The sequence below is a fragment of the Streptosporangium amethystogenes subsp. fukuiense genome, from assembly GCF_042665875.1.
GTDB lineage: Bacteria > Actinomycetota > Actinomycetes > Streptosporangiales > Streptosporangiaceae > Streptosporangium > Streptosporangium fukuiense.
Map to the genome: position 1 here is coordinate 1,262,755 of NZ_JBHTEE010000001.1, position 21,123 is coordinate 1,283,877.

19 protein-coding genes are annotated in these 21,123 nt (G+C 70.5%); 3 read left to right on the forward strand and 16 right to left on the reverse strand.

Features of this window, described 5'->3' with window-relative positions; translation table 11 throughout:
* Positions 1–142 precede the first annotated feature (142 nt).
* A complete protein-coding gene (locus ACFQVD_RS05420; RefSeq protein ID WP_343978804.1) occupies positions 143–1,726 on the forward strand; it encodes a right-handed parallel beta-helix repeat-containing protein in 1,584 nt (527 codons plus the stop codon).
* A gap of 304 nt (positions 1,727–2,030) precedes the next feature.
* On the opposite strand, the gene egtD is transcribed toward ACFQVD_RS05420, so the two are convergent.
* From egtD to ACFQVD_RS05480, 12 genes are all read right to left on the reverse strand, one after another.
* Positions 2,031–3,011: an L-histidine N(alpha)-methyltransferase gene (gene egtD, locus ACFQVD_RS05425; RefSeq protein ID WP_343978801.1), complete on the reverse strand. Its 981-nt coding sequence runs from the start codon at positions 3,009–3,011 to the stop codon at positions 2,031–2,033.
* 142 nt (positions 3,012–3,153) lie between these two features.
* Complete coding sequence (gene egtC, locus ACFQVD_RS05430; RefSeq protein ID WP_343978798.1) at positions 3,154–3,870, reverse strand: ergothioneine biosynthesis protein EgtC; 717 nt, start codon at positions 3,868–3,870, stop codon at positions 3,154–3,156.
* Complete coding sequence (egtB, locus tag ACFQVD_RS05435; protein WP_343978795.1) at positions 3,871–5,232, reverse strand: ergothioneine biosynthesis protein EgtB; 1,362 nt, start codon at positions 5,230–5,232, stop codon at positions 3,871–3,873.
* Between the two features lie 70 nt (positions 5,233–5,302).
* The gene (gene egtA, locus ACFQVD_RS05440; protein ID WP_364156419.1) at positions 5,303–6,562 is read right to left on the reverse strand and encodes an ergothioneine biosynthesis glutamate--cysteine ligase EgtA; all 1,260 of its coding nucleotides are present in this window, start codon (positions 6,560–6,562) and stop codon (positions 5,303–5,305) included.
* Positions 6,563–6,854: 292 nt separating this feature from the next.
* Complete coding sequence (locus tag ACFQVD_RS05445; protein ID WP_343963145.1) at positions 6,855–8,648, reverse strand: DUF2264 domain-containing protein; 1,794 nt, start codon at positions 8,646–8,648, stop codon at positions 6,855–6,857.
* Between the two features lie 140 nt (positions 8,649–8,788).
* Positions 8,789–9,637, reverse strand: coding sequence for a carbohydrate ABC transporter permease (locus tag ACFQVD_RS05450; RefSeq protein WP_343963144.1), 849 nt, complete (start codon positions 9,635–9,637; stop codon positions 8,789–8,791).
* Entirely contained in the window at positions 9,634–10,599 is a 966-nt protein-coding gene (locus tag ACFQVD_RS05455) for a carbohydrate ABC transporter permease (protein ID WP_343963143.1), read from the reverse strand. The genes ACFQVD_RS05450 and ACFQVD_RS05455 overlap by 4 nt, the downstream gene beginning before the upstream one ends.
* A gap of 18 nt (positions 10,600–10,617) precedes the next feature.
* The gene (locus ACFQVD_RS05460; RefSeq protein ID WP_343963142.1) at positions 10,618–11,835 is read right to left on the reverse strand and encodes an ABC transporter substrate-binding protein; all 1,218 of its coding nucleotides are present in this window, start codon (positions 11,833–11,835) and stop codon (positions 10,618–10,620) included.
* A 245-nt stretch (positions 11,836–12,080) separates the two neighbouring features.
* Entirely contained in the window at positions 12,081–13,583 is a 1,503-nt protein-coding gene (locus ACFQVD_RS05465; RefSeq protein WP_386270534.1) for a S1 family peptidase, read from the reverse strand.
* A gap of 371 nt (positions 13,584–13,954) precedes the next feature.
* Complete coding sequence (locus ACFQVD_RS05470) at positions 13,955–15,487, reverse strand: S1 family peptidase (protein WP_343963139.1); 1,533 nt, start codon at positions 15,485–15,487, stop codon at positions 13,955–13,957.
* Positions 15,488–15,785: 298 nt separating this feature from the next.
* Positions 15,786–16,052 (reverse strand): hypothetical protein, encoded by a 267-nt coding sequence (locus tag ACFQVD_RS05475; protein ID WP_343963138.1) that lies wholly within the window; start codon positions 16,050–16,052, stop codon positions 15,786–15,788.
* 422 nt (positions 16,053–16,474) lie between these two features.
* Complete coding sequence (locus ACFQVD_RS05480) at positions 16,475–16,840, reverse strand: hypothetical protein (RefSeq protein ID WP_343963137.1); 366 nt, start codon at positions 16,838–16,840, stop codon at positions 16,475–16,477.
* 97 nt (positions 16,841–16,937) lie between these two features.
* On the opposite strand from ACFQVD_RS05480, the gene ACFQVD_RS05485 reads away from it, so the two are divergent.
* A complete protein-coding gene (locus ACFQVD_RS05485; protein ID WP_343963136.1) occupies positions 16,938–17,243 on the forward strand; it encodes a hypothetical protein in 306 nt (101 codons plus the stop codon).
* An 88-nt stretch (positions 17,244–17,331) separates the two neighbouring features.
* Here ACFQVD_RS05485 and ACFQVD_RS05490 read toward each other — a convergent pair whose 3' ends face one another.
* The gene (locus tag ACFQVD_RS05490) at positions 17,332–17,526 is read right to left on the reverse strand and encodes a CsbD family protein (RefSeq protein WP_030909134.1); all 195 of its coding nucleotides are present in this window, start codon (positions 17,524–17,526) and stop codon (positions 17,332–17,334) included.
* A 451-nt stretch (positions 17,527–17,977) separates the two neighbouring features.
* Complete coding sequence (locus ACFQVD_RS05495) at positions 17,978–18,703, reverse strand: DUF2470 domain-containing protein (RefSeq protein ID WP_343963135.1); 726 nt, start codon at positions 18,701–18,703, stop codon at positions 17,978–17,980.
* 88 nt (positions 18,704–18,791) lie between these two features.
* On the opposite strand from ACFQVD_RS05495, the gene rpsD reads away from it, so the two are divergent.
* A complete protein-coding gene (rpsD, locus tag ACFQVD_RS05500; RefSeq protein ID WP_343963134.1) occupies positions 18,792–19,406 on the forward strand; it encodes a 30S ribosomal protein S4 in 615 nt (204 codons plus the stop codon).
* A gap of 11 nt (positions 19,407–19,417) precedes the next feature.
* Here the strand turns inward: rpsD and ACFQVD_RS05505 are convergent, their stop codons facing one another.
* Positions 19,418–20,359 (reverse strand): ion transporter, encoded by a 942-nt coding sequence (locus ACFQVD_RS05505; RefSeq protein ID WP_343963133.1) that lies wholly within the window; start codon positions 20,357–20,359, stop codon positions 19,418–19,420.
* A gap of 92 nt (positions 20,360–20,451) precedes the next feature.
* Positions 20,452–21,102, reverse strand: coding sequence for a TetR/AcrR family transcriptional regulator (locus tag ACFQVD_RS05510; protein ID WP_343963132.1), 651 nt, complete (start codon positions 21,100–21,102; stop codon positions 20,452–20,454).
* Between the last annotated feature and the right edge of the window lie 21 nt (positions 21,103–21,123).

Below are 21,123 nucleotides of genomic sequence, written 5' to 3' on the forward strand. Positions count from 1 at the left end.
ATCGACCGCCCAGACGTGCAACGGTGGCGGCTTCTCGCGTCGTGTCCGTCGCCGGAGCCGGGCCAAGGCGCCGGAGAGACCAACCTGTGGCGGTCCCGCCTCCACTCGTCGTCCGACGATGCAACGATCCTGGAGACCAACGATGCGCCTGACGCCTTTCCTCGCGTGCGCCGGCCTGCTCGCCGGCCTGTTCGTCGCGCTGTCCGGGAACGCGGCGCACGCCGCGCCCATCCGCTATGAGGCCGAGACCTCGCCCGCGGCCTGCACCGGCACCATCGATTCCAACTGGTCCGGCTACTCCGGCAGCGGTTTTTGCAACGGAGACAACGCCACCGGCGCCTACGCCCAGTTCACCGTGAACGCCTCCGGTGCCGGTGTCGCGACATTGGGGATTCGCTTCGCCAACGGCACCACCACCGCCCGGCCCGCCGGCCTGATCGTCAACGGATCCACGGTGGCGACCCCGTCGTTCGGAGGCACCGGCGCCTGGACGGCCTGGGTCACCAGCACCCTGGCCGTACCGGTCGACGCGGGCAGCAACACCATCCGGCTCACCCCGACCACCTCCGCCGGGCTGCCCAACATCGACTACCTCGACGTCGAGACCGGGGGCCAGCCGCAACCGGCCAACGAGCTGTACGTGGCGACCAACGGCAACGACGCCGATCCGGGCACGCTCAGCGCGCCGCTGAAGACCATCCAGCGGGCGGTCGATCTGGCCCAGCCCGGCCACACCATCGTCATTCGGGGCGGAACGTACGCGCCGAGCACCAACATCCAGATCCTCAAAGACGGCACGCCGAGCCGGCCCATCACGATGCGCAACCACAACGGCGAAAGGGTCATCCTCGACGGTGAGAACATGCCCTACACGCCCGGCGCGGTCGGCTCCTCCATCCCCCGCCCCGAGCGGGGGGCCATCCACATCGAGGGCGACTGGTGGCGCCTGACCGGCCTGGAGATCATCCACGGTCCGTACGGCATCTTCGGCCTGGACACCAGCGACAACGTCTTCGACCGTCTGATCACCCGGGACAACTACGAGTCGGGCCTGCACCTTCAGGGCGCCTCCGGCAACAACCAGATCATCAACCTGGACGCCCACGGCAACCGCGACCCGCGCAAGAACGGCGAGAGCGCCGACGGCCTGGCCATCAAGGAAGGCTCGGGCAGCGGCAACGTGGTGCGCGGCGCCCGGCTGTGGAACAACTCCGATGACGGCCTGGACTTCTGGATGTTCCTGTCCCCGATCACCGTGGAGTCGTCGGTGGCGTGGGGCAACGGATTCAACCGGTGGAACCTGCCCGACTACACCGGAGACGGCAACGGCTTCAAGCTCGGCGGCGGTGACCCGGACCCGCAGGCCGACCACCTGATCCGCAACTCCATCGCGTTCGACAACGCGGTCGGCGGCTTCATCGACAACGGCAACCCCGGCCGGCTGACCGCCGACCGCAACACCGCGTGGCGCAACGGCGGCACCGGATTCGACTTCGCCCGTTCCAGCTCCACCCTCACCAAGAACCTGTCGGTGGCGAACGCGACGCAGGCCTCGCTCGGCTCGTCGTCCTCCGGCCCGGGCAACTCCTGGAACCTCGGCGGCACCTGGGCCTTCGTCGGCACCGATCCGAGCACGATAACCGGACCCCGCGCGGCAGACGGCTCGATCCCGTCCTCCTCCTTCCTGCGCCCGTCCAACGGCGCCGACGTCGGCGCGCGCATCTGACCCGCGGATTCACACCCCGCGGCACGGCTTCTCTCCTCGGCCACTCCAAGAAGGGCATCGCCGGCATGCCCTGGCTGATGGTCACCATCCCTACGGCGGCCGCGCGGTTCACGGCCCGGAACGGTGGACTTCCCGAACCGCGTCCGCTCTTCCGGAGGCTCGCCGTCCCAAGTTCGGGGCGGCTGTCCTGACCGTGACCGCGTACGACGGCCGGGCCCGTGCCGTCGACCCCCGTCGTGACCCGATGGTCCCAGGAGCCGCGCCGGGCGAGGAGGTGGCATGTGCACATCGCGGCGGCCACGGATCACGGGTGGGCGAGCAGAAGGACGAAGTCGCCGGTGGGGTCGATGTACTGGCGGGTCGTCCCGAAACCGGCCGTGAGGAGTTCCCGGCGCAGCCCCTCGGGGCGGAACTTGGCGCTGATCTCGGTGCGCATCTCCTCCCCGGCCACGAAGGAGGCCCGCAGGCCGAGATCGGGAATCCGCACGCGCATGGCGCGGCTCGCGCGCAGCCGCATCTCGATCCACTCGTGCCGCGCGTCGTACAGTGCGACGTGCTCGAAGGCGTCCGGGTCGAAGTCGGCGCCCAGCTCCCTGTTGATCACGTGCAGGACGTTCCGGTTGAAGGCGGCGGTCACCCCGCTCCCGTCGTCGTAGGCCGCGACCAGCCGGTCGGTGTCCTTGACCAGGTCCGCGCCGAGCAGGAAGGTGTCGCCGGGGCGTAGCGTGGCGCGCAGCTCCTTCAGGAAGACCTCGCGTGCCGCCGGGGCGAGGTTGCCGACGGTGCCGCCGAGAAAGGCCACCAACCGCCGTCCGGTACGGGGCAGCAGCGCCAGGTGCGCCTCGAAGTCGGCGCAGATCGCCCGGACGGTCAGGCCGCGGTAGCGCCAGGCGAGCCAGTGCGCGGCGTCGGCCAGGGTCGCCGCGTCGACGTCCACCGGGGTGTAGACGCGCAGCGTTCCCGTAGCGGAGAGGGCGTCGAGCAGCAGCACGGTCTTCTCGCTGGTCCCCGAGCCGAGCTCGACCAGGGTGTCGGCGCCGGAGCGCGTGGCGATGTCGAGGGAGTGCCGGCGCAGGATGGCCAGCTCGCGGCGGGTGGGGTAGTACTCGGGCAGCCGGGTGATCCGGGAGAACAGCTCGCTGCCGGCCTCGTCGTAGAACCACTTGGGCGGCAGCCACTTGGGCGTCGACGTCAGCCCGGTGCGGACGTCGTGTTCGAGTGCCTGGTGAAGATGGTCACGGCCGAGATGGTCCACCAGGTGTACGGCTGACTGGCTGACTGACACGAGGCCTCCTGGGTCCGTGGGTCACGGGTCCCGCTCGCCGGTCCGTGACCGGGGTGCTGTGTTCTCCTGCGGTCCGGCTCCTCTCCGTCACAGTGCTGCCATAGTGCTGCCGCGGTGCTGCCGCGGTGCCGCCGCTGCCTGGTCACAGCGGCTGGACGTGCACGCCGTCCGCGGCGGCGAGGACCAGGGTCCGATCCGGTACGGCCTGCCAGCCGGGCCGGTCGTCCAGCGGTTCGCTCGCCATGAGCACGCCGTCGCGCGGGTGGTCCCCGAGGTGGAGGAAGAGCGTGTCGCCCCAGGCGGTCGCGGCGATCGACCGGCCGTCGCAGGCGAGCAGGTTCAGCCGGGCGTCGGGATCCTTCACCCCGGCGTGGGTGACGACCTCCACCAGGGCCTCGCCGAGCGGGTCGCCCATGCGCCGCCGGGTGAACACCGCGGCGGCGAGCCACGCCGAGTCGCAGGAGCTCTCCGCGTCCTCGGCGAGTTCCCTGACCGCCTCCCGCGCCACGCGGCCGTTGTGGCTGAGCAGCCACGGCCCGTCGGCGAAGGGCGCGGTCGCGCTCTCCTCGATCGGCATCCCGGCGGTGGCCGACCGTACGGCGGCCAGCAGGCAGCCGGAGCGGGCGACCCGGGCGATATCCGTCAGGTTGGCGTCCGCCCAGATGGGGATCGTACGGCGGTAGCGGACCGGTTCGGCGCGGCAGACGTCGTACCAGCCCATGCCGAAGCCGTCGGCGTTGACGGTGCCGTAGCGCTGCAGGCGCGGGGCGTGGGCCTGCCGGAGCAGGCCGTGGCCGGGCTCGTGGATCAGTGAGGCCAGCGGACGGGGGGCGCCCAGCCAGGCCGCGTGGCGGCACATCTACCGCTGCCCCGGTGAGCGCCCGGAGAAGTGCTCCGGTGAATGGCCCGGGGATTCCTCCGGCGAGTCCTCGGGGGAGGCCGAGCGGGCACACCGGAAGCCGGAGAAGATCTGCCTGCGGGCAGGACGGTCCCAGTTCCTGAACGTGGTGCGGACCACGGCCGGGTCGGACGCCCAGGATCCGCCGCGCAGCACCCGGTACCGAGAGTCGAAGAACACCTCGCTGTACTCGGGGTAGGGGAAGCTACGGAAGCCGGGGTGGGGCAGGAACCACGAGCCGGTCCACTCCCACACGTCCCCGATCATCTGCTCGACGCCGTAGGCGCCCGCGCCCGCGGGGAAGGCGCCGAGCGGTGCGGGCCGTGCCGCCCGGTGCCCGAGGTTCGCCGTGGCGGGCCCGGGATCGTCGTCCCCCCACGAATATCTCCGTGCCCGCCCGGCCTTGGGGTCCCAGCCGCAGGCCTTCTCCCACTCGGCCTCGGTGGGCAGCCGCCTGCCGGCCCACCGGGCGTAGGCGTCGGCCTCGTACCAGCACACGTGCTGGACGGGCTCGTCCATGGGAAGGGGCTCGGTCCGGCCGAAGCGGGTGCGCCACCAGGCGCCGCCGTCGGAGATCCAGAACAGCGGGGCGAAGGCGCGGCTCCGCTGCAGCCAGAGCCGGCCCTGCGGGGACCACCAGCGGGGGTCGTCGTAGCCGCCGTCGGCGACGAAGTCCGCGTAGGCGCGGTTGCCGACGGGGAACCTGTCGATCCAGTAGCCGGGCAGGTCGATCCGGTGGGCGGGGCGTTCGTTGTCGTAGGCCCACGGCAGGGTGTCGGTGCCCATTGTGAAGGGACCCGCGGGAACGAACACCTCGTCGGCACCCGAGGGCCGGCCGGGCGGCAGTTCGCCGTCGCGGACCAGGCCGGGCGTGCCGGACAGCTGCAGGGTGGCGAGCATCGTCTCGTCGTGCTGATGCTCGTGCTGGATCACCAGGCCGAAGACGAAACCGCCACGGTGCAGGGGGTCGGGGCCGTACGGGTCGATCGCGTCCAGGGCGTCCAGCACCCGGCCGCGCACGCCCTCGATGTAGCGGCGCGCCTCCGCCGGCCCCAGGATGGGCAGGGTCGTGCGGCTTGCGCGCGGATGCCGGAACGCGTCGTACAGGTCGTCGATCTCCGGGCGGAGCGGGGTGATCCCGCAGGCCTGCCGCAGCACCCACAGCTCCTCGTAGTTGCCGACGTGCGCCAGATCCCACACCAGCGGCGACATCAGCGGCGAGTGCTGCCTGACCAGCAGGTCCTCCTCGGCGTCGGTGTAGGCGGTGGACCGGCTCCGCGCGGCGGTCAGCCCGGCGGCGATCCGTTCCTTGAGGTCGCTCATCAGATACCTCCGTGCTGGAGATTCCGCTCCCCGGCCCCGGGCAGGTCCCGGGCCGGCCTTGGTGAGGGCGTCAGATCCGTCCTTCCTGGGCCAGCCAGTCGGGCAGGCGCCGTTCCGGCCCGCCGGCCAGGTTCAGCAGGTCGGCGGCCGGGGAGCGGCCGGGGCTCACGTGGCGGTTGGCGAACGCGGCGACCTCGCAGACCAGGGCCGGTGTCGCCCCCAGCCTCGGCAGCGCCGCGAGGGCGGCGCGGAAACAGGACTCGGCGGCCCTGCGCAGCAGGGGGTCGGCCAGGCCGCGGCGTGCCGCCCGCTGCCACATTCCCGCGCACGGCTCGGCCGCGGCCAGCGCCGCGTCGGCCGCGCGGTCGTCCGTCACCAGGGCGTGGGTCACCGCCGCGCACACCGGCCAGCTCGCCGGATGCTGGGCGTCGAGGTAGCGGATCTCCAGCCAGCCGCGTGGCCGTACGGGCGGGAAGAGCGTCGTGGCGTGGTAGGTCAGATCCGCCAGGGTCGGCGGCCGCGCGGACGCGGCCAGCCGGTCGCGGAAGGTCGAGCCATCACGGACCGGGCGATACCGTGCGTCCTCGGAACTCTCCGGGTTCCCCGGGCTCCCGGTGGCCTCGCGCACGGCCATGAGGCGGGCGTCGAGCAGGTACTCGGCCCAGTCGGCGGCGGGGTCGCCGCCGGCGGGGACAGCGGCCGTCCGGGTGCGGTCGAGACGATCCCACACCGCCTGGCGGCCCGACATCCACCCGCATGGCCGGCTCCCGCTGAGCGGCGAGTTGGCGAAGGCCGCCACCAGGACGGGACCCAGCAGGTGGGTGCGGTCCCACCTGGTCGCGGGTCTGGTGCCCAGGTCCAGGTTGACCTGGATCGAGGCCGTCGAGCACATCATCAGCGCCCCGTACGGCCTGCCGAGGAACTCCGCCATCGCCTCGTACCGGGGCAGGCGCAGCTGCCGCCACGCCGGCCGCAGCGGGTCGAGTCCCACCCCGGCGAGCACCAGGCCGGCGTCCCGCAGCGCTCCGCGCGCGGCGTCCACATCGGCGGTGAGGCGGGTGATCGCGTCGGGCAGCGGGCCCGGCGGCCCGGAGAGCTCCAGCTGGCCGCCAGGCTCGAAGGTCACCACGCTCCCGCCGGGTAGCGGCGGCAGGACTTCGGCGATCCTGGTCCACGGAACCTGGCGGGCGGGAGCCGTGCGGTCGAAGACCAGGAACTCCAGCTCGACCCCCACCTGCTCGCCGGGGGAGGCGAGAAAGCACTGCCGTGCGAAGGCCTCCACGTCCGAGGCGTTCCGGATCAGCGTGTTCTCGGTCGCCAGACCAGTCATCCCCGTCCCCTTTCAACATTTATCTGTGGATCTACAGACTTGTGTGATGTTCAGGGGGTGGGCGGTATCGGTGAGTCACGACGGTGTGGCGCTCTGTTCCGGCCCTCGGGCATCGCGGTGCCATGTCCGGTGGGATGCTCAGGAAAGTGATGGTGCTTCTAGAGGGAAAGTTCCCATTATGGGCGATTTCGACACATTTCCCTCCTTGGTCGGCCGGCCACCCGCCATGGCGTTCCGCGACCGGGCCGGAGACCGCGTGCTCCCGGCCGTGCCGCCGTGCCGCGCGATGTCGTCAGCGGTCCCCGAAGGGGTGGCCGCCGGGGAGAAGCGCCGAGATCTCCTCCAGGCCGGGCGGTTCCGGCCAGCCCGAGGCCGGCCCGGTGCCGGAGGGGGCGGGGGTGGAAGAGCACGGACCGGAGAGGCCGAGGACCGCGCAGGCCAGCCAGTGCTCGCCCGGCTCGTGCTCGCCGCGCAGCGTGGGAATGACCGTACGCGGCACGATGACGTTGGTACCCGGCAGGGGGAGGACCAGCTCCCCGCTCCGGGCCCCGCAGAGGTCCTCGATCACGCACAGCCCGGCGGGGGAGTCGAGGCGGGCGTGGCCGGGGCCCTCGGCCGCGCGGTACGCGGCGGGATCTCGGTCGACGGCGAACGCCCCCTCGGCCGACGACAGCCCGCGCCCCGACCGCAGCCGGTGCACCCGTATGTGCCACGGAGGACGCGGGAGCAGCCAGGTGTCGACCTCCACGTCCGGCCATGGCGTCCAGCGGGCGTGCAGCAGGCCGCCGCGTGAGGAGAGGCAATCGGGCACCTCGCAGGGCCGCCAGTGCGTCCCGTCGTCGCTCACCGCCAGGGTGCTGTCGAAGGCACCCTGCTCCAGCCCCCACGAGCCGCCCGGCACGCTGAACCCGAAGGCCGTCGAGTAGGCGAACTTGGCGTACTTCGCCGCGCCGTGCCGCACCCACGTGTGGTGCTGCCCCGCGCTCAGCATGACGACCTGCCGCCCTCGCTCGCACCGCATCAGCGCGACCCCCGCCTCCGGTTGGACACTGGTCGCGGCGAGCTCCCGCGCCGCCCGTTCCCCCGCCGTCCAGAAGGGATGCTCGGCGGCGAGTGCCAGCGGCAGGAACGCCTTCAGCGCCCAGTACGGGGAGCCTGGGGCGTTGTACTGCTCGGCGAGAGCGGGCTGGGCGTAGCCGTATCCCAGAGTGAGCAGGCCGGCGGAGTCGCGGATCGGCCGCCCGGACCACCAGCGCAGATGCCGCATCAGCTGGCCCTTCACCTCACCCCACGGCAGGGCCTCGACTCCGGCGAAGGCGAGGGCACCCCAGAAGGCTCCCTGTGCGAAGCGGTAGGTCAGGCTCCGGCCGAAGGGCACGGCGGCTCCGTCGGAGGTGAACCAGTGCTGGAAGTCCAGCGCGAAGGCCGCCGCCCGCTCACGCAGGCGCCCGGCGCGGCCCAGATCGCGGTCGGCGGCCAGGGTGGCGTAGAGCAGGCCGTAGTAGTGCATCGCGAAGGGGACGTAGTAGTCGCGCTGGGCGGTGGGGCCGTCGCTGTACCAGCCGCCGCCCAGCGCGAAGGACTCCAGCCGCTCCAGGCGGGCGAGGTTGGGCCCGGGGTCGAAGCGCACCCCGACGCGGTCCAGGCCGAGCCCCACCATGACGGGGAAGAACCGCCAGTTGTTGTCGACGGCCTCGACGCTCATCGAGTGGAGCAGCCAGGCCGCGAGGTCGTCGCGTTCCCGGCCGCTCAGCGGGTCCCACACGGCCTCGGGCGCGAGGGCCAGTGCCAGGCCGATCGCGGCGGTCTCCACCAGCCGCTGGTCGACGTCGGTCACCGCCCCCCAGAACTCCTCGTGCCCGGGGTTCGTCCCGGCGGCGAGACCCCGGCGCCAGAGCTCCCAGTGCTCGAAGGACCCACCTCCGGCCGCCAGCGGCGCCAGTCCCCACAGCGGGCGGGCGAACGCCTCCAGCTCGGCGGCCGCGTCGCCGTAGTGGGCCGTGTTGCTCCCGAGCCGAAGCCGCGCCCGGCCCGGACTGAGCCGGGGGAGCAGCGGCAGGACGAGCTCGGTCACGAGCCGGCGCATGTCCTCGCGGTCATGCGGCGCCCCGCTCCCGTCCGGCCCCGGCGACGCCGATGACATGGCTGGTCGTTCCACCGCCGCGGACCCCCTTCCGATGATCGGTGACCGTGGCCGCCCGGGCCGGATCCGCGCTGAGTGCACGGTCAGCTCTTGAGCCCGGTGAACGCGATCCCCTGCATGATGCGGCGCTGGAAGATCAGCAGGACCACGATGACCGGGATGACCGCCAGGGCGGCGCCGGCCATGATGTAGTACGCCCGTCCGGACTCGCTGCTGGCCAGCTGCTGCAGGGCCAGCGGCAGCGTGTAGAGCTCGGGGTCGTTGAGCACCACCAGGGGCCAGACCAGGTCGTTCCAGTGGAAGATGAAGCTGGTGATCGTCACGACCGCGAGCACCGGCTTCGACAGTGGGACGATGATGCGCCAGAAGATCTGCATTCGTCCGGCGCCGTCGATGCGCGCCGCCTCCTCCAGCTCGCCGGGCAGCGACATGAAGAACTGGCGCAGCAGGAAGATGTCCAGGACCGAGGCGACATTGGGCAGGATCAGGCCCCATCCGGAGTCGAACATGCCGAGCGCCTGGGTGACGTGGATGCGTGGCACCAGCAGGGTGATCGTGGGGACCATCATGCCCGCGAGCAGCACGACGAACAGCTTGTCCCGGCCGGGAAAGGGGATCCTGGCGAAGGCGTAGGCGGCCAGCGCGTCCACCAGGAGCTTGCCGGGAACCAGTATCAGGCAGACCCAGACGCTGTTGAGGAACGCCTGGCCCAGCCCGCCGACCTGCAGGACGTGTTCGTAGTTCTCCAGCGTGGCCGACCACTCACCGGTCTTGCGGTCCAGCGGGAGCAGGCTGGGCACCTTGGTGTAGACGTCCGGGCCGTGCTTGAAGGAGGTCGCCAGCATCCACAGGAACGGGATCACCGATATGGCCGCCAGCAGCACCAGGGCGATGTAGACGGGCGCGAGCCGCGCTTTACCGGCCGTCCTCACGACGCCTCCTGCCTGACGAACTTGAACTGCAGCGCAGTGATGATCATGATGAAGAGGAACAGGATGAACGACATCGCGCAGGCCGCGCCCATCGCGTCGTAGCGGAACGCGAACAGGTACAGGTGCAGGACGTAGGTCAGGCCCGACTGCTCGGGGCCGCCGGTGACGCTCCTGCCGCCGCCGCCCGAGAAGATCACGTACACCAGGCCGAAGACCTGCAGCGCCGCGATCACGCCGGTGACCAGCAGATAGAAGGTGGTGGGACGCAGCATCGGCACGACGACCTTCCAGAATCGCTGGACGGGGCCGGCGCCGTCGATGATCGCGGCCTCGCGGATCGAGTCGGGGATGCCCTTGAGCCCGGCGAGATAGATGATCATTGAGATGCCGCACTGCCAGGCGGCGATGAACGACAGGGCCGGGATGACCAGCTCGGGGGTGTTGAGCCAGTTCTGCCCGGGGACGCCGAACAGGCCGAGAAGGCTGTTGACCAGCCCGTACTGCGGGTCGTACAGCCAGCGCCAGATGGCGCCCACCGCGGCCTCGGCGGTCACGACCGGCAGGAACAGTAGCAGCCGGAAGACGTTGGAACCACGGCGGATCGTGTTGATCAGTAGTGCCTGGGCGAGCGCGGTGGCCAGCGTCAGCGGTACGGCGATCAGCGTGTACTGCAGGGTGACCCGGATCGACTTCCAGAAGTGCGGATACCGTACGTCGTCGAAGAGCAGGTCGGAGTAGTTGGCCGGCCCCACCCAGTTGGGCGCCGACCGCAGGTTCCAGTCGGTGAAGCTGTAGTACAGCGCGGCCAGCGCGGGGTAGAGCAGGAAGATCACGAAATAGACCACCGCGGGGGCGATCAGGAGCCACCCGATGACGTGGTCGCGCCGCCCGAAACCCGGGCGGCGGCGCCGCCCGGGGAGGGGCGTCACGGCGGGCTTGTCAGCCAGCACCGGAGATGCCACGTTTGCCTCGCTTTCGCGTTAGCCGTTCCAGCCGAGCAGCGCGCGGGTCTTGGTCGCCGCCTCGGTCAGCGCCTGCTGGGAGGTGGCCTTGCCGCTCAGCGCGGACTCGATCGCGGGGGCGATGATCTCGTCGTTGATCTGGATCCACTCCGGCAGGGCCGGCCTGGCATGGGCGACCTTGAGCTGCTCGAGGAAGGCCGCCTGGTCGGGCCCGAAGGTGGCCGCGTCCCTCTCCGCCGCCGCCACGTTGGTCGGGAAGCCCCCCAGCGCCTGCGCCAGCGCGGTGTTGTTGTCGGCGTTGGTCAGGTAGGTGAGCCACTTCCACGCCAGCTCGGCGTTCTTGCCCTTGCTGAAGACCACCGCGTTCTCACCGCCGATGTTGCCGGCGGGCTCGGTCTTGTACGGCAGCGGGGCGGTGCCGAACTCCAGGTCGGGGAACTGCTCCTTGATGTTGGCCACGTCCCACGGGCCGGAGAGCATCATGCCGGCCAGGCCGTTCTCGAAGGCCTTGTCCGAGTCGGTGATCGCCCTGGGGGAGGACGGCAGCAGGTCCACCCAGAGCTGGAGCGCGTCGACACCGGGCTGCTGGTCGAACAGGATCTTCTTGTCCTTCTCGTCGACGAGGGAGCCGCCGGCGCCCGCGAGGAAGCCCGGCCACATCCAGCCGCCGTAGCCGTCGCCCTTGGGCACCACCATGCCCGCGATCTTCGGGTCGTCCTGGTGGACCTTCGCGGCCGTCTGCTTGAGTTCGTCCCAGGTCTTCGGCGGCGTCGGCACCAGCTTCTTGTTGTAGAAGAGCGCCACCGCGGTGTGGTCCAGCGGCAGGCCGTAGATCTTGCCGCTCACCTTGTTGGTGTTCAGGGCGCCCGGGTAGTACGCCTTCTCGTCGACGGTGCCGGCGGGCATCTCGCTGATGGTGCCGTCGAGTGCGTACCTGGCCACCAGCGGCTGGTCCAGGATGCCGACGTCTGGGACGGTGCCGGCGGCGACGGTGCTGCCCAGCTTGGTGTTGTAGTCGTCCTTGGGGATCTTGACGATCTTGACGGTGACGTTGTTGGCCTTCTCGAAGTCGGTGCGCAGCTTCTCGACGACCTCCCCCGCCTGAGGGGTGCGGTCCTGGAACATCCAGTAGGTCAGTGTCGTGGCCTCCGAGGCCGTCCCGTTGCCGCCGCCGCATGCGACAAGCCCGGCCAGCAGTGCCATACCCGTCGCGGCCCCTGTGACTCTCCTGATCATTTCTTCCTCCTGTCGGGGGGTGCAACGGAGGATAATGTAAGGTGTGAAAAAAGTTCAGTCCCCTTGAGAAACGCTTTGGTAACACGGAGGAGAGGGAGGTGTGGGGCATTCGTGAGGTGCCCCCTGGGGAGCGGTCCGGCCGGGGGACGCCCCGTCGCGACGGGGCGTCCCCCGGCCGGACCGCCCGCTACGCGGGGACCTCTGAGGTGCCGCGAAGGCGGTACGGCTTCACGCCGGGGGGAACGTCACGACGTCTTGTACTTCAGGGTGTAGGAGCCGGAGCCGCTCGCGGAGGTCACGCGGTAGCGGTAGTAGCCGCGCGTGCCGGTGTAGCCGACCTGCTCGTCGGGGCCGGGGCTGTCGGAGGTGGCGACGGTGACCCAGCTCGTGCCATTCCATTTCTGGAGGAAGAGGTCGAAGTCGACGTTGTCATCGCTGTCCAGGCAGGCGGACTGCCGGCCGGGGGCCGCCGTCTGGTAGTACCTGTTGTTCGGCTGGTAGACGGACTGGCCGTCGTTCAGCTTGCCGGTGACCGTCTTCGGGTAGCCGCTGCAGGGGGACGTGCCCGGCGGGTTGGTGGCCGGTGGGGTGGCGCCGGAGGTCGTCAGGGTCAGGCCGTAGGCGGAGAGGATCTCGTTGACCGGCTGGAAGTAGGTGACACCGCCCGCCAGGCAGTTGCCGGAGCCGCCGGAGGTGACTCCCTGGGCCTGGTCCACGGAGATGAACGAGCCGCCCGAGTCGCCCGGCTCGGCACAGACGTCCGTGCGTACCAGCCCGTAGACGGTGCCCTGGGGGTAGGTGATGCTGGTGTCGCGCTGCTGGATGGTGCCGCAGTGCCAGCCGGTGGTGGAGCCGGACCGGCAGACCGAGGCGCCCTCGATGGCCGGCCTGGCGCCGGCGACGGGCACGGTGTTCCCGGTGCCGTTGTTCACCGTGGGGGTGGGTGTCCAGTTGGCGTTCACCGAGACCCAGGAGTAGTCGCTGCCAGGGAAGACGGACCCCTGGAAGACGCCCTGAGGGAGTCGGTTGGAGCCGCTCGTGGTGTCGCCCTGCTTGCCGCAGTGGCCGGCGCTGACGAAACCGTTCTGGGGGCTACGGGTCACCGAGAAGCCGATCGAGCAGCGCTCGGTGGTCCCGATGTAGTAGGCGCTGCCGCCCACGAGGTCGTCGAGCAGGCGGGGAGTCTCGTTGGAGGGTTCGACCTTCACCGCGACCGGATCCGCGCCGGAGTTCTCCAGGACGTCTGTGGCCACCGTCACCTCCTTGGAGAGGACGACCACCTTGTTGGTCCGCACGTCGACGTAGCGCACGGCTCCCGTACTCTCGCGAGCGGCCAGAGTGCTGTCCACCTGTTCCTTGATGGCGGCCAGGTCCGACAGGGAGCGGCTCACGATCTCGGCGCGGGCGCCGGTGGCGACGATCTGGGGGATGTCGGCCTCGGAGGTGGTGGCGACCACGAGTCGCTGCGCGACGGTTCCGACGAACCAGGAACCGGCGAAGCGCGCACCGAGCTTCCCGCGCAGGTCCGCCTCGACCGTCGCCAGGCGGGTCTCGTTGAGCAGGCGGGTCTGGGCCTGTTCCCTGGTGAGGTGCAGGTCGCGCTGGAGTGCCTCGATCATGCCCGCCGGTGGTTTCCAGGCGGCCGAGGTGTTCGCCTTCCGGGGCTGGGCGGCGACCGGGACGGGGGCCGACGTGAGCGCGGCGATGACTAGGACGCATCCCGTGGTGATGGCGTGTCTGCGGGACATGGGTCTCTCCTCGACCTCGGCTTTCCGGGCGTGAGGGGGAGAGCAACACGTATCGCAGGTTGATCATGCGATGTGGGCGACGCCATGCTAATCCAGCCGTTGCCGGTCAGGGCCTCAATGCCGCGCGCCACGCGGAGGGTGATTTCGGCCGAGGTCTGTCGCTGTGTTCCGCTCGTGGCCCGTTCGCCCGGTTGATCGTCGGCTGCGCCGAGGTGACGACCGCCGGACACGGGTTCAGGCGATCGTTTCCTCCTCGGGGGAAGGCCTTCGCGGGTCATCGGTGAGGTCGGGTCATCCGTGAGGTGGGGTTTCCCGGGAAGCGGGACACCGGGTGGACGCCCCGTCGCGACGGGGCGTCCACCGCACGGACTCTAGGGCGTCTTGTACTTCAGGGTGTAGGAGCCGGAGCCGCTCGCGGAGGTCACGCGGTAGCGGTAGTAGCCGCGCGTGCCGGTGTAGCCGACCTGCTCGTCGGGGCCGGGGCTGTCGGAGGTGGCGACGGTGACCCAGCTCGTGCCATTCCATTTCTGGAGGAAGAGGTCGAAGTCGACGTTGTCATCGCTGTCCAGGCAGGCGGACTGCTGGCCGGGGGCCGCCGTCTGGTAGTACCTGTTGTTCGGCTGGTAGACGGACTGGCCGTCGTTCAGCTTGCCGGCGACGGTCTTCGGGTAGCCGTTGCAGGGGGATGAGCCCGGCGGAATCGTACTCGGCGGGGTGGTGCCGGGAGGGGTGGTGGTGGCGCCCACGGTCATCAGGGTCAGGCCGTAGGCGGAGAGGATCTCGTCGAGCGGCTGGAAGTAGGTGACGCCCCCGGCGGTGCAGTTGCCGGAGCCGCCGGAGGTGACTCCCTGGGCCTGGTCCACGGAGATGAACGAGCCACCCGAGTCGCCCGGCTCGGCACAGACACTGGTGCGGGCCAACTGGTAGACGGTGCCCTGGGGGTAGGTGACGCTGGTGTCGCGCTGCTGGATGGTGCCGCAGTGCCAGCCGGTGGTGGAGCCGGACCGGCAGACCGAGGCGCCCTCGATGGCCGGCCTGGCGCCGGCGACGGGCACGGTGCCCCCGGAGCCGTTGTTCACCGCGGGCTTGGGGGTCCAGTTGGCGTTGACGGAGACCCAGGCGTAGTCGCTGTCGGGGAAGCTCGATCCCTGGAAGACACCCTGGGCGGTCCAGTTGGAGCCGCTCGTGGTGTCGCCCCGCTTGCCGCAGTGGCCGGCGCTGACGAAACCGTTCTGGGTTCCGCGGGTCACCGGAAAGCCGATCGAGCAGCGCTCGGTGGTCCCGATGTAGTAGGCGTTGCCGCCCACGAGGTCGTCGAGGAGTTGAGGGGTCTCGTTGGAGGGCTCGACCTTCACCGCGACCGGATCCGCGCCGGAGGCCTCCAGGGCGTTCGAGGCTACCACGACGTCCTTGGAGAGGACGACCACCTTGTTGCTCCGCACGTCGATGTAGCGCACGGCTCCGGTCTCCTTGCGGGCGGCCGGCGTGTTGTCCACCTGTTCCTTGATGGCGGCCAGGTCCGACAGGGAGCGGCTCACGATCTCGGCGCGGGCGCCGGTGGCGACGATCTGGGGGATGTCGGCCTCGGAGGTGGTGGCGACCACGAGTCGCTGCGCGACGGTTCCGACGAACCAGGCGCCGGCGAAGCGCGCACCGAGTCTCCCGCGCAGGTCCGCCTCGACCGTCGCCAGGCGGGTCTCGTTGAGCAGGCGGGTCTGGGCCTGTTCTTTGGTGAGGTGCAGGTCGCGCTGGAGTGCCTCGATCATGCCCGCCGGGGGTTTCCAGGCGACCGGGACGGCGGGAGCGTTCGCGGTTCGGACCTGGGCGACGGCCGGGACGGGCGCCGACGTGAGCGCGGTGATCACCAGGAGGCATCCCGTGGTGATGGCGTGTCTGCGGGACATGGGTCTCTCCTCGACCTCGGCTTTCCGGGCGTGAGGGGGGAGAGCACCACGTATCGCAGGTTGATCATGCGATGTGGGCGACGCCATGCTAATCCAGCCGTTGCCGGTCAGGGCCTCAATGCCGCGCGCCACGCGGAGGGTGATTTCAGCTGTGCCCGTTCGCCCGGTTGATCATCGGCTGCGCCGAGGCGGCCGCCGTCCGCCGTCACCGGGACGCGGCCGATGCCGTCGCCGCGCATGGGTCAGCACGGCCTCACGAGGTCGGGCGTGGCGGGGCCCCCGGATCGCGTGCGGCGGCTCAGCCCGCTTCCGTCGTCCTGTTCGGGGCGGTGCGCGACTGGCGGCGCACCGCGAGGGCGATGTCCACGACCACCGCCACGGCCAGTACGGCCATCACGACGGTGAGCCAGGTGATACCGGCCACGAGACCGAGCGCTCCCAGGGCGATCACCGCTACCAGGGCGAACGAGCCCAGGCGAATGTGGACCACATCGCGCGGGGTCGCACCGACCATGGGCTTCCCGGTCGCCGAGGTCTCTTCGGGCAGCTGTTCTTCGGAAGTCACACTCTCTCCTTGGTCGCGGACGCTCCCTGTACCCGGATACCGCCTCGTCAAGCGTCCGGGCTCGTATTTCACGCTCTGTTCCGGCTTCGCGGGATCGGACGCCGTCGGGGCGTTCGGGCGGCACCGGTACCCGCCTGGAATCGGGGCGGACACCGGTGCGCGGAACCGGACGCGCGCTCCCGATCCGGTCGCCGCGGCCCGATGCCCCGCCGCGGCGCGTACGGGCCGTCACGGTGGTGCCGGCGAGGCCGGGCAGGGGCGGGCGTGCGCGGTGACCATGGGCCCATGGGCCGGAGCGGGCCGCGAACCCGCCCTCGCGTACGTCGAAGGCACTGCCGGGGCCGACTCGGAGTGGCGGCGGTGTCCGTCGGGCCGGGCCGAAACCGAACGTGAGGCGCGAGATCGGGTCAATGCTCCCAGGGTCAGTGCTCCCAGGGAGGGGTCTCGCCCATCTTCGCGTAGTACTTGGCCAGGTGGGATTTGATCCTGCCGACGTCCTCCGCCGGCACCTTGATCCCGCCTCGCGCCCCATTCATGATCGCCGCCGCGGCGTGCACGGCATGCGGAACCGCCTTGAGTTCGCCGCCGATCACGTCGGCGACGGGAAGCTTGTAGCTTCCGAAGTTGTCCGGCTCGTCACCGTCGTACCAGAGGTGGGCCTCCCGGTAGCGGGCATTGGGCTCCTCCTCCGCGCCGGCCCACGTGCGAACGCGCCTGTCGGCCGCTTCGCTGTCCCACTCCCTGTCGTGGTCGGCCAGCGGCAGATCACGGAATTGGGTGACTGTCATGACCTTGCTCCCTTCGTCGAGGTTCCCACTACCCCGCTCACCGGCTCGATGTCCTGTCCGGCGACATATTCGGACCCGGCCAGGGGAGAGGTTTGGCATGACCGACAACCCTGAGGTGAACGAGAACACGGTGGAGCGCGACGTCTCGGAAGAGGGCCTGCCTCCCGCCGGTCCACGAGGCGCCGACGGCGAGAGCAGGATCGTGGCGGAACGGTCGGGAGCGGACACCACCTTCCCCGAGCGGCCGCTTCTGGCGGACCCGGACGATGTGCGCCGTACCCCGGGAGAAGAAGGTTCAGCGGGGGCGAGCCAGGCCGAGCGGGGCGTCGAGGACGCGAAGGACGAGGTGGAGGGCAGGGACGGGTCCGGGTCCCCGGAGCCGGAGGTCGGCCCCGTCTCCTAAAGGCCCGGTTCGTCCCCCTCGAAACGGGACCGGACATGGCGGCGGGGGTCCCGGAACGCCGGGACCCCCGCCACGGGGCGATCGTGGGTCAGCTCTTGAAGGCGTCCTTGACCTTCTTCGCGCTGTCCTTCGCCTTCTCTCCGGCCTGCTTGAAGCGGCTTCCGGCCTGGTCGTCCTTGCCGCTGGCCTCAAGGCGCTCGTCGCCGGTGGCGCGGCCCACGCCTTCCTTGATCTTGCCCTTGGCCTCTTGCGCCTTGTTGGAAAGCTTGTCGTCGGCACCCATGGTGTAGTTCCTCCCGTTTTGTGGAATTTAGCCCACGCAGTCCCTTTCTCCGCTGTGGAAGGGAGTAAACATGTCCGATGCCCGGACCCGGCGCCGACCGGCCGGTGGCGACGCCCCCGCGGCACGGGCGGGCCGTTGGAATCCGGTCCGTGGCGCGGGTCTGAGGGAAGGGGTGGAGACGGCGTGGTGAGCATCACGTGCGGCGGGATCGTGTCCGCCCTCGGGCGTCGCGCGACGAGGGCGAAACATCCACGCCTCGCGAATGAGACCGCCGCCCCGGCGTGAAAACGAAACGATCGGTTCTCCGCTTCCAGCGAAAAGCGCGCACAGCGAACGAACGGAATTCGTGCTTCCGAACCGGACTATGGTCGCGGGTATTCGTTTCCTCGCTCTTCCCCGGCCGTTCGGCCGGCCTTTTCCAGCCGCTGACCGGGCCTACTCGGCCGCTCCGTCAGCGGTGGCAGAGCAGGCAGCGTACGGCCTGTTCGAGAGACTCGGCGTCGGCCATGGGCGAGGGCCAGGGGAGCCGGATCAGGGTCGGGTCCTCGACGCCGCAGCGGACCGTCGCGCCGAAGCGGTCGAGTTCCCAGAGCCAGGCTCCCGGCACCGGCTCGGCGAGCAGGGAGCACAGGGCGGTCTCCAGCTGCCTGCGATGGGCGCCGTTGACGTGCTGGAGCATGCGCTCGGCCTCGCTCATCAGCGGGTCGGGGGTGGCGCCGAGATACTCCTCGGCGTCCAGCACACCCGACTCGGGGCCGGTCAGATAGATCACCCTGCCGACGTCGACACGTAGCAGCTTGGGGCCGTCAGTCCCCTCCAGCACCTCGAACAGCGCCTCGTCGGGGCAGCGCTCGGCGATCGCCACAGCGGTCCGTCGCACCTCGGCCGCGGGCACGGGCTGTGCCCATCCCTGCACCTTGAGCAGGCCGCGCGAGAGCTCGTGCTCCCCCAGAGAGCGATTCGACGTCAGGTCCACGGTCACCACGGGCTCATCCCGGGCGCCATGGAGCGGATCGCCCGGCAGGACGAGCAGCACCGGCCGGCCGGCGCCGTCCACACCCCCCCTGGCGGGCATCGCGGGGCTGGCGCCTCCGGCGACGGACACGTGGGTGGGAGCGGCGCCGGCGGCGAGGGTGCGGACCCGCTCGGGGATCGGCGGAGCGGTGACTGGCTGCATGGACCGGCTCTCCTTGAGGTCGGGGAGAAACTGCTGTATAAGATTAGCCTTGCCTAACTAAGGTAAACCTAACCATAGAGGAGCGAGCGTGCGCTACACCGGACCGAAGGTGCGCCTGTCCCGCCGGGCGGGCGTGCCGCTGACCCGCAAGGCCGTCCGATATTTCGAGGAGCGCCCCTACCCGCCGGGTGAGCACGGTCGCAAGACCAACCGGCGGCAGACCGGTGACTACGGGTTGCGATTGATGGAGAAGCAGAAGCTGCGCTGGTACTACGACGTCTCCGAGCGCCAGATGCGCCGCTACTGGGACCTGGCGCTGCGCGGCGGTGGCCGTGCGGGCGCCGAGCTGGTGGTGCTGCTGGAGACGCGGCTGGCCTCCCTGGTGCTACGTTCCGGCCTCGCCCCGTCCATCTACGCGGCCCGCCAGTACGTCGCCCACGGTCACATCACCGTGGACGGCCGCAAGGTCGACATTCCCAGCTACCTGGTCAGGCCGGGCCAGGTCGTCGCGGTGCGTGAGAAGTCACGCCGGATGCAACCCTTCGTCGCCGCCTCCGAGGGTGTGTACGCGGACGACAGGGTCGCCGCCTATCTCGGGGTCGACCACGCCGAGCTTCGGTTCACCCTGCTGAGTCGCCCGCTGCGCGAGCAGGTCGTGGTCCCGGTGGACGAACAGTTCGTGGTGGAGTTCTACTCGCGCTGACCTGACGTCTGTCAGCGGCGTCGGCCCGCCACCTTCCGGGTGGCGGGCTTTCTCGCGCCGTTGGCACCCGCGCCGTTGGCACCCGTACCGTTGCCTCTCGCGCCGTTGCTCCCCGCGCCGTCGCCTCCCGGCCTGCCGTTCGCGGCCGTACCCGGACCGCTGCCGCGCGCCGCGGGGATCTGCTCTCGCAGCTCCCGCACCTCGGCCCGGAGCGCGGCCAACTCGGCGAGCACCGTTCTGCCCAACTCCGCGGTCGCCTGCACGGACTCCTCGGCGTGCTCCTCCTCCATCGCGCTGACCACCACCGCGATGAACAGGTTCAGCACCACGAACGTGCACACCAGCATGAACGCCACGAAGAACACCCACGCCTCCGGGTGCTCGTCCATCACCTCGCGGGTGATGTCGGACCAGGCGTCCCCGGTCATCATCTGGAACAGGGTGAACAGCGAGGTGGGCAGGTCACCGAAATACTCGGGAGCGGTGGCGTGGTAGAGCTTCGTGCCCATCACCGCCGCGACGTAGAGCACCAGTCCCAGCAGCAGCACGATCGAGGTCATCCCCGGCACCGCGGTGAGCAGCGCGGTCACCACCCTGCGCAGGCTCGGCACCACGGAGATCAGCCGTAGCGCCCGCAGGATCCGCAGCGCCCGCAGCACCGAGAGCCCGCCCGCGGTGGGCAGCAGCGAGGCCGTCACGATCGCGGCGTCGAACAGGTTCCACGGGTTGCGGAAGAACCGCGGGCCCTGGGCGTAGAGCTTGACGGCCAGTTCGGCGACGAAGATGTAGAGCGCCAGATGGTCGATCACGGTGAGCACCGTGCCGTACCGCTCGACGGCCGTGGCCGAGGTCTCCAGCCCGAGTGTAGCCGCATTGATCACGATGACGGTGGTGATGAAGTGCTGGAAACGGGATGTTTCCAGCACGGCGCGGAGACGCTCGCGCGTCGGCACGGGTGGCTCCTGAGGGGATCGGATGGCCGAGGACAAGCCAAGATCGTAACGCGTTGACGGCGGTCCGGTTCCGCCAGGGGAGCCGGGCCGGGTCAGTGCGGGACGCTCGGTGACCTGACGCAGTAGTCACCGATGCCGGACTCCAGGAGCTCGAAGGCGCGCTCGGCCTGCCGCCGCAGGTCAGGGGCGATGTCGTCGAGGCTCTCGCCCGCGAGCATGCGCTGGACGGCGTGGGCCGTCAGCCCGCGCAGCACCGCGCAGATCTGGGCGGCGGCGAACGTGGGAGTGAGGTCGTCGGGGTCGGCGTCGGCCTCGTCGGCGAGCGTTCTGGCCAGGACCTGCTCGCGTGCCTCGTTCATCTCCCTGATCCGGGCGTTGAGTGAGGGGCTCTCGGCGATCATCCGGGTGAAGGCGTCGCTGCCCTCGTGGAAGCCGTAGCGGTGGTGCCGGGTGTCGAGCGCGTCGAGAAAGTCGCGGCGCAGTGCGCCCAGTGCGCTCTCTCCCGGCCCGCGCTCCCGCACCACCCGGCTCGGCAGCTCCTCCACCTCCTGCCGCCGGTCGAAGAGCAGGTCCTCCTTGGTGCCGAAGTAGTTGAAGACCGTGTTGACCGACACGTCGGCGGCCCTGGCGACCTCGGCCACCGTCACGCTGTCGAAGCCTCGCGTCATGAACAGCCCGGTGGCGATGTCGGAGATGCGCTCCCTGGTCTCCCGCTTCTTGCGCTCACGCAGGCCCTCGCTCATGAGGTCATCCTATGGGGTCGG